7 protein-coding genes are annotated in these 7,780 nt (G+C 39.6%); all 7 read right to left on the reverse strand.

Translation table 11 applies throughout. The annotated features are described in order from the left end of the window. Positions 1–11: 11 nt before the first annotated feature. Positions 12–1,322 (reverse strand): amidohydrolase, encoded by a 1,311-nt coding sequence (locus tag ACPWSO_RS02195; RefSeq protein ID WP_426081143.1) that lies wholly within the window; start codon positions 1,320–1,322, stop codon positions 12–14. Further along, complete coding sequence (locus ACPWSO_RS02200; protein ID WP_426081144.1) at positions 1,319–3,043, reverse strand: adenine deaminase C-terminal domain-containing protein; 1,725 nt, start codon at positions 3,041–3,043, stop codon at positions 1,319–1,321. The genes ACPWSO_RS02195 and ACPWSO_RS02200 overlap by 4 nt, the downstream gene beginning before the upstream one ends. Positions 3,044–3,223: 180 nt before the next feature. After that, positions 3,224–4,288: an ABC transporter substrate-binding protein gene (locus ACPWSO_RS02205; protein ID WP_426081145.1), complete on the reverse strand. Its 1,065-nt coding sequence runs from the start codon at positions 4,286–4,288 to the stop codon at positions 3,224–3,226. A gap of 30 nt (positions 4,289–4,318) precedes the next feature. Then, complete coding sequence (locus tag ACPWSO_RS02210) at positions 4,319–5,359, reverse strand: ABC transporter ATP-binding protein (RefSeq protein ID WP_426081146.1); 1,041 nt, start codon at positions 5,357–5,359, stop codon at positions 4,319–4,321. A 60-nt stretch (positions 5,360–5,419) separates the two neighbouring features. Further along, on the reverse strand, positions 5,420–6,199 hold the full coding sequence (locus ACPWSO_RS02215) for an ABC transporter permease (protein ID WP_426081147.1): 780 nt from the start codon (positions 6,197–6,199) through the stop codon (positions 5,420–5,422). After that, a complete protein-coding gene (locus ACPWSO_RS02220) occupies positions 6,192–7,028 on the reverse strand; it encodes an ABC transporter permease (RefSeq protein WP_426081148.1) in 837 nt (278 codons plus the stop codon). Before ACPWSO_RS02220 ends, ACPWSO_RS02215 begins: the two co-directional genes overlap by 8 nt. Positions 7,029–7,693: 665 nt before the next feature. Beyond that, positions 7,694–7,774 (reverse strand): IS3 family transposase, encoded by an 81-nt coding sequence (locus ACPWSO_RS02225; protein ID WP_426081163.1) that lies wholly within the window; start codon positions 7,772–7,774, stop codon positions 7,694–7,696. Between the last annotated feature and the right edge of the window lie 6 nt (positions 7,775–7,780).

Consider the following 7,780-nt stretch of genomic DNA (forward strand, 5'->3'; position numbering starts at 1 on the left):
TATCCGCTTTCCTACATTCTTTTTTTAGCTTCTACTACAAAATCACTCATTTGCTCATATAGCTTTGCCTTAATCTCCCTCAAGTCATGATTAACAAGCTGATGATTCTTCACCAGCTGCTTTCCATTTACCCAGACATGCTGAACATTTGAGGCATTCGCCGAATACACCAGCACAGAATATGGATCAAACAACGGGAACATATTGACTGACTGTGTTTCAACTATGATAAAATCCGCTTTCTTACCAGCTGCAATTATACCGGTATCTTTGAGATTCAGTACCTCAGCACCTCCTCTAGTCGCCAGCCGAACAATATCTTTCGCTGGAAATAGCGCCCGGTCCAGCTCCCAGGTTTTATGAAAATTGGCAAATAACTTCATTTGAGTAAATAAATCCAATGTATTCCCACTACTGGGTCCATCTGTTCCTAATCCAACGCTTAGACCGGCTGCCAGCATCTTTTTAACAGGAGCGACACCTTTTGCTGATTTCGTATTTGCGCCAATACAATGCGCGACTTTCACATTCTCCCTATAGCCTGCTGTCAGCAGAATATCTTCATCCGTTGCATGAATACAATGCGCCATGATAAAAGGACGGTTCATAAAGCCAATTTGCTCTAAAAGTTCAAATGGAGTCTGTTGATAACGATCACTTAGTTCTTTTAGCTCATAATCCATTTCAGCCACATGCATTGTTATAGGAACCTGATGCTGCTCGCTCATAGCGACAATTTTTTCCAATCCTTTATAGGTATTCGTGTTTGGTGCATGGGGAGCAATTACAGGCGTAACCAACGGATGATTTTTCCACCTTGGCAGAAATTCCCTGCAATACTCTATACCGCCAGACGGCTGTTCGCTATCGCAGGTAGGCATATCAATGACTGTTTCCCCAACTAGCGCTCGTACTTGAAAGCTATCACAAACCTCAGCAACTTGATTTTCAAAATAATACATATCACAAAAACTGGTTACACCGCTTAATAGCATTTCACTGATAGCATAAGCACTGCTGGCTCCAACAAGCTCTTTTGTCATATAAGCTTCTAAAGGAAACAGGAAACGGCGCAGTCGGTCCGGCACATCATCTCCTAATGAACGGAAAGGAATCATTCCAACATGTGTATGGGTATTAACAAATCCTGGTAGAAGTAGTCCTCCATTGCCGTCGACCACCTCGTCCGCGTCCAAGGGCTGATGCTGCCAGTCTCCTATCGCGACAATTCGCTCCTTTTCTACCAAAACATAGCCGTTTTTATACTCTTTCATCTGGTTATCCATTGTCAGTATATGAACGTTTGTGATTAGCGTACTCATCCTATTACACCGTCTTCCGGGAACACTAATGGATAGAATTCCTGTGTTCTAGTATTCATCATTCCTTTATCTGTCATTTTGATTGCTGGTGAAACTGGTAAAGACAACGTAGAGAAGGACATAATTTCATTCATATTCTTGTAGCCCAGCTGCTGCATTGCTTGGCGAACGTTTTGAAGTGCCGTCCCTAATTCTTCAATAGGTGCCTGGGATAAAATACCGCCAATAGGCAACGGACATACCGCCAGTGTTTCCTGTTCACCGACTACTACATAGCCCCCCTGCATAGCCAGCAGTTCATGCTGAGCTTTAAGAAGAGCCTCGCTGGTCGTTCCCATAACCATAACATTGTGATGGTCATGAGCCCAAGTTGTCCCGATACTGCCATTTTCCTTGATAGGTTCTTCCATCAAGGCATAGGCAATATTGCCATTCTTACCATAACGTTCCATAACAACAAGCAATGCGCAGTCTGAATTTTCCCAATCTAAAAATCCATCCTTAATCGGCAGCTCTTTTGTGATGCGCTCTGTAAAGGTTCCAATCTCCTGCTTTTGAATGACATTGCAGCGAACGCTGCTTTTTTCTGTTTTAACCGGAATTTTTAAGTCTGCGGCAGTTAGCTTTCTACATTTGACTGATTTCAAATACGACGGCGGAAACTCCTCTATTTTAGCTGGATAACTAACTTTATCGCCTTTAGTATACATACGCTTCCCTGATTTATAAACCGACTCAATAGCAAAGCTTTCTAAATCCTCTAATAAGATAAAATCTGCCAATTTTCCAGGCGCAATTATTCCTCTATCATTAAAGCCCATTCGCCGAGCTGGTGTATAAGTCGTCATATAAATTGCCTGTTCCAGCGGCAAACCTGCTTGAACAGCCTTTTTCAAATTCTCATTTAGATGACCTTTTAAAAGATCATCCGCCATTACATCATCGGTAATGATACAAGCAAACTCATAATAATTGTTGTCAACAATCACTGCCATATTTTCTGGTGTAATGGACTTATTTTGAAATTGAATAAACATGCCGCTTTCAATTTTTTCAGCCAAAGAGTCAGGAAACTGGTGGGTATGATCGGAAGAAATACCGCTATAAAGAAATGCTGCCAAATCTTCACCATAAATTTTAGGACAATGTCCTTCTAGAGGCATTGTTGGTCGTTTTTCACGACAAAGATCGATAATTTGCCGAATCAAAGACTCCGGCTCATTCGCAATCCCTTTGAAATTCATTGCTTCTCCAAGACAAACAATTTTAGGATTTTCCAACAGCTCAGCAGTTTCCGCAAGCCCGATGATTCCTCCAGTGGTTTCCAGCTCAGGAGTGGTGGAAGGAACAGAAGATGGAATTGCATGAAAAATATCCACCTCCGTGTCTGCTGCCATAAACTCAGTTAAGCCATCAATACCAAAAACGTTAGCCATCTCATGTGCATCGGCTACAACCGTTGTTACGCCAAACGGTAGAACGGACTTTGAGAAAATAGTCGGCGTTGTCATTGAGCTTTCAATGTGCATATGGATATCAATTAGTCCCGGTATCATGTAGCGGCCGTTTCCTTCAATAACCTGTTCCGGATTCAGCGAATCCAGCTCTTGAGCACTTATGTAGTAAAATTTCTCTCCGCTAATGGCAACATTCTTTTTTTCAAATTTCTGTTTTATGGTATTAAAAGCCTGTACATTTTTAACTAATAGATCTATGTTCATTTTTTTCTACGCCTCACTTTATTGTCGGTTTATCAATTATAACTTTTTTCGAAACGTTTTTTCAGTAGATTCTTCCTTGAGGTGCTGCAGTAAATCATTTTAATTTTTTCGTTCCCTAGAGCTGTATTCATTCTAAAAAAATGACTGGAACTTCACTTCCGTCCCAGTCATTTCATATTTTTATTGATTAATCAATCGATTCCACTGGTCAATCCAATTTGTCAGCTGGCCATTAACAAAATCAAAATCCACTGTTTTGGCACGGTCTGCAATTGCTCCATACGTCATATTGCCTGCTTCTTCCTCTGTCAGCTCAACACCTTTGACAGTTGGTGCCTCGTTCAGCGACAACGCTTTAGCCTTTTGTGAATCCGCACTAATTCTATAGTTTACAAACTCGTATGCCAGCTCTTTGTTGGCAGCTTCTTTAGGAATATTAATTGTGTTGTAGTTTGCATAGGTGCCGCTTTCCGGTACCACATACTCAATCGTATCAGATTCTCCCTTGATAATATCATAGGCAAAGTCCATTACAACTGCCGCTTCAATTTCTCCTGCCTGAAACATGTTCGCCAAATCAGAAGATTTTGCATAAGTTTTAACAATGTTTGGCTTCAGCTCTTCCAATGCATCAAAGGCTGCTTTCCCATCATCCTTCGTGATGTCCTGGCTGCTGTAGTCACTGGCAATATACATCATCAATGGACCGGCAGTTGTTGTAATTTCAGGAATAGAGATTTTTCCTTTCAAAGATGCATCCCATAAATCTGACCAGTCTTTGATTTCTTTACCGACCTTCTCCTTATCATAAACAATTCCTACACTGTTAACAGCTATGGGAACACCTGCACCGCTGTCGAACACTTCCTTAGCTCCATCGGTCAATTCCGCTACATTCGGAATTTTTTTCTCATCAAGCTTTTCAAACAACTCTTTAGAGGCACCATCTGCAGAATTTGCCTGCGCCAACTCAATCACATCAATGCCTGTCGGATTACTTACCAGCTTGTTGAAACGGTCTCCGCTATTTCCTACATCCATTGTGATTTTAGCGTCAAACTCTTTTTCAAAAGGCGCCATTACATCACTTTTTACGATATCTTCACTTAAGCCGAAGGTTGATACAACTAAATCTTTGGATGCCTTTTTGTCTGTTGAAGATCCGTCTGAGCTGCCCCCACCGCAGGCTGCTAAAGTTAATACACTCGCCAATACCAATGAACCTAATGCAAAACGTTTTTTCACAACTTTTTCCTCTTTTCACTTTTAATTTTTTTATTTATCTTCCAAAAGAACAATTTTTTCCTTTGGAAAGTGCAGTACGATTGTATCGCCTGCTTCATAAATTTGTTTATCCGTACCGTTAACTAGAAACTTACCTAGAGAAGTGACAACTTCATATTGATAGCTTTTTCCCAAAAATGTTCGTACTTCTACTTGTCCATCAACACAATTGACTTCAGCTTCCGAAGCAATTTCAATATCCTCCGGGCGAATGGTTGCAACGATTTTGTCAGCTGGCTGCTGTTTATAACTGGTTTCAAAAACGCTGCCTTTTGCCTGATAGCGACCTTCTGCTACCCAATCTACAGCAAAGAAATTTTCAAAACCTATAAAATGAGCCACAAATTTCGTCTTAGGGCTGCGGTAAATTGTTTCCGGAGTATCGTATTGTTCGATAACCCCATTATTCATTACCGCTACTTTATCAGAGATTGAAAAGCACTCTTCTTGATCATGTGTAACAAAAACCGTTGTAATTCCCAGCTGCTGCTGAATTCTCTTAATTTCAATCCGCATCTGCACACGCAGCTTCGCATCCAGATTACTCAGGGGTTCATCCAGTAAAAGCAGCTTAGGTTCAATTACCAAGGCACGTGCTAAGGCTACCCGTTGACGCTGACCGCCCGACAACTGTTTAGGATAGCGGTCACCCAAATGACCCAACCCGCATATTTCCAGCATAGCTGCTACTTTTTCGTTTATTGTTTCTTTCTTTTCTTTGCGAAGCTTCAAACCAAAAGCCACATTTTCTGCAATCGTCAAATGAGGAAATAACGCATAGCTTTGAAAAACCATGCCAAAATTCCGCTTATGCACCGGTACTTTTACAAGCTCTTGATCATCCAGCTTAAACGAACCGTCATTCGGTGAAATCAAACCGGCAATTACCCGCAGCGTAGTTGTTTTCCCACAGCCGCTAGGTCCTAGCAAGGAAACCAGCTCACCTTTTTCCATCGAAATATTTAAGTCTTCCAATATATTTTGTTTCCCATCATAACTGACACGAATCTTATTTAAATTTACAAAGCTCACATTCTTCCTCCTGTATTCAGTAATCGTCCATTTTATTTATAAAGGCATAAAGCTTTTTTACTAGGCGATAGAGGCCAGCCCCAAGGTTTTTTCAATAACAAACATCAGCAAAATCGTCAGCAGCATAATCATTACTGATATAGCTGATACCGTTGGATCATAGGTGTATTCAATATAGCTCAGTAATGAAGTCGGCAGCATTGTCACACCTGGACCTGATAAGAACATCGAGACAGGAACATTATTGAAGGAATTCACAAAAGCCAACATAAATGCTGCAAAAATTCCAGAAGATACATTTGGCAAAACAACCTGTAGAAACGCCCTAGCCCTAGTACATCCTAGCGTCCACGCCACTTCTTCAATAGAAAAATCCAGTTGCTCCATGCTTGAACCTACTACGCGGATAATATACGGCAGACTGATTAGAAAATGACCAATCAAAAGCCCCTGCATTACCGGTAGGCGAAGCTGAATTACTACAAACTGAAAGAGAGAGTAGCCCACTACAATACCGGGAATCATCGTCGGTGAAAGAAAGAAGCTCTTTAGAATATTCTTAGTTTTAAGGTTATAACGTGATAGTGCATACGAAGTTGGAACGCCAACCAGAAGCGCAAGAAGCGTAGCTCCAATACCAATTGTCAAACTCAGCTTAAAGCTGCCCATAAATGTGTCAGAGGTCAGCGCCTTTTGATACCAGTCCAGAGAAAATTCTTTAATTGGAAACTGGATGGTAGCTGATTTGCCAAAAGAAGTCACAACGATGACCACTAACGGTAGAAATAGAAAAGCAAAAACCAAAACCGCAATCAGAGTCATTCCTTTTTGTTTACGCATTCTTTAACTCCCTTCTATCTAAACGAGCCGCTATAATATTTAATCCCTTGTTCACAATCAACGTCGTCACAATCATAATCAAAGCAATTACACTTGCAGAGGTCCAGTCTCCCAGAGTTGACGCTTTTTGGTAAAGGAAGGTTGCCAGCAGCATATTTTTATTTCCGCCTAGCAGCTGTGGCGTTGTATAGGCTGTCATTGTTCCAGTGAAAACCAGTATGCTCCCAACAATTACGCCTGGTGTGCACAGCGGCAAAACAATTTTATAAAAGGCTTTAAACGGACTGGCACCTAATGTTTCAGCTGCTTCTAATGTCTCTGATTCAATATTCTCCATGACCCCAACTAAAGTCATAATCATTGTAGGCAGAAAAAGATAGACCGAACCGACAATAATTGAAAATTCTGTATACAATAAAGTTAGAGGCTGATCAATTATTCCCAAGCTTAACAATACATTGTTAACTACACCTGATTTCCCTAAAATATTTATCCAGGCAAAGCTGCGGATAACAGAATTCGTCAGCAAAGGAAACATCGTCATTGCCATTAAAATACTCTTCCATTTTTTACTGACTCCTGCAATATAATAGGCTGCTGGAATACCTAAAACTGCAGAAATTAAAGTCACGATTACCGATACCCGTATCGTACGAATAAAGATTTTCAGATTATAATCATCCGTCAAAAAATCCGTATAAGGTTTTACACTCGCTCCTGCATCTGTAAAAATGGTCGGCCAGATACTGTTTACCAATGGTACAATCATAAAAAATAATAGCAAAATAACACCTGGTGTTACGATTAAATACGGAACATTCCGTTTCATTTCATCTCTCCTTATTCGTTTTTCTATAATATTATAATTAAAAACACGAACATTTACAATAAAAAAATTATCTTTATTAGCAAAAATGCGTAATCTATTCAATTCACAAATATAACACAAATATTTTGTTCGCTTTTTCTATTAATAAGTTCAAATCCAAACAAAATTTTATCATTAAAAATTCATTTTTTCAGATTCAGTCCCTATGCAAATCTAGTTTAACCAACTTTTAGCAACATATAACTAACTACATTTTTTTCGTTCACAATCATCTTGATATACAAAGGATAAACACGAACATTAACAACCAACTGAAATCATCTGACAAAAAATAGAAGCTTCTTTTTTATATAGTCAAAAACCGTACATTATTTTACAAAATAATTTTATTGGTAAGTATCTGGAGATTTCTTTTGCATATTGAAAAAGAAATGGATAAACACTCTCAAAAAACGAGTACGAGTCAAACATATGATGCCCTTTTGTCAATAGGCCGACTCGACTTATTATTAAAAACAGCCGCTCGTGAAGCTAAATCCTCTCTCACTATTCCTTGATATTACTGAATTTATAACTCATAAAAATTTTATAATTACTTTACCAATAAAAAAGATGTCCACTTTATGGCACTGACCCCCAAAAGTGAGAGGGCAAAAGAGAGGCGATTAAACGGTCTGTTTTCGATAGGCTATCGGTGATAGATAACCCAACTTCCGTTGAATTCTATGGGTATTATAATTCTTAATGTAATT

It is taken from the genome of Enterococcus sp. LJL51 (genome assembly GCF_049894025.1).
In the GTDB taxonomy this organism is placed as follows: domain Bacteria; phylum Bacillota; class Bacilli; order Lactobacillales; family Enterococcaceae; genus Enterococcus_L.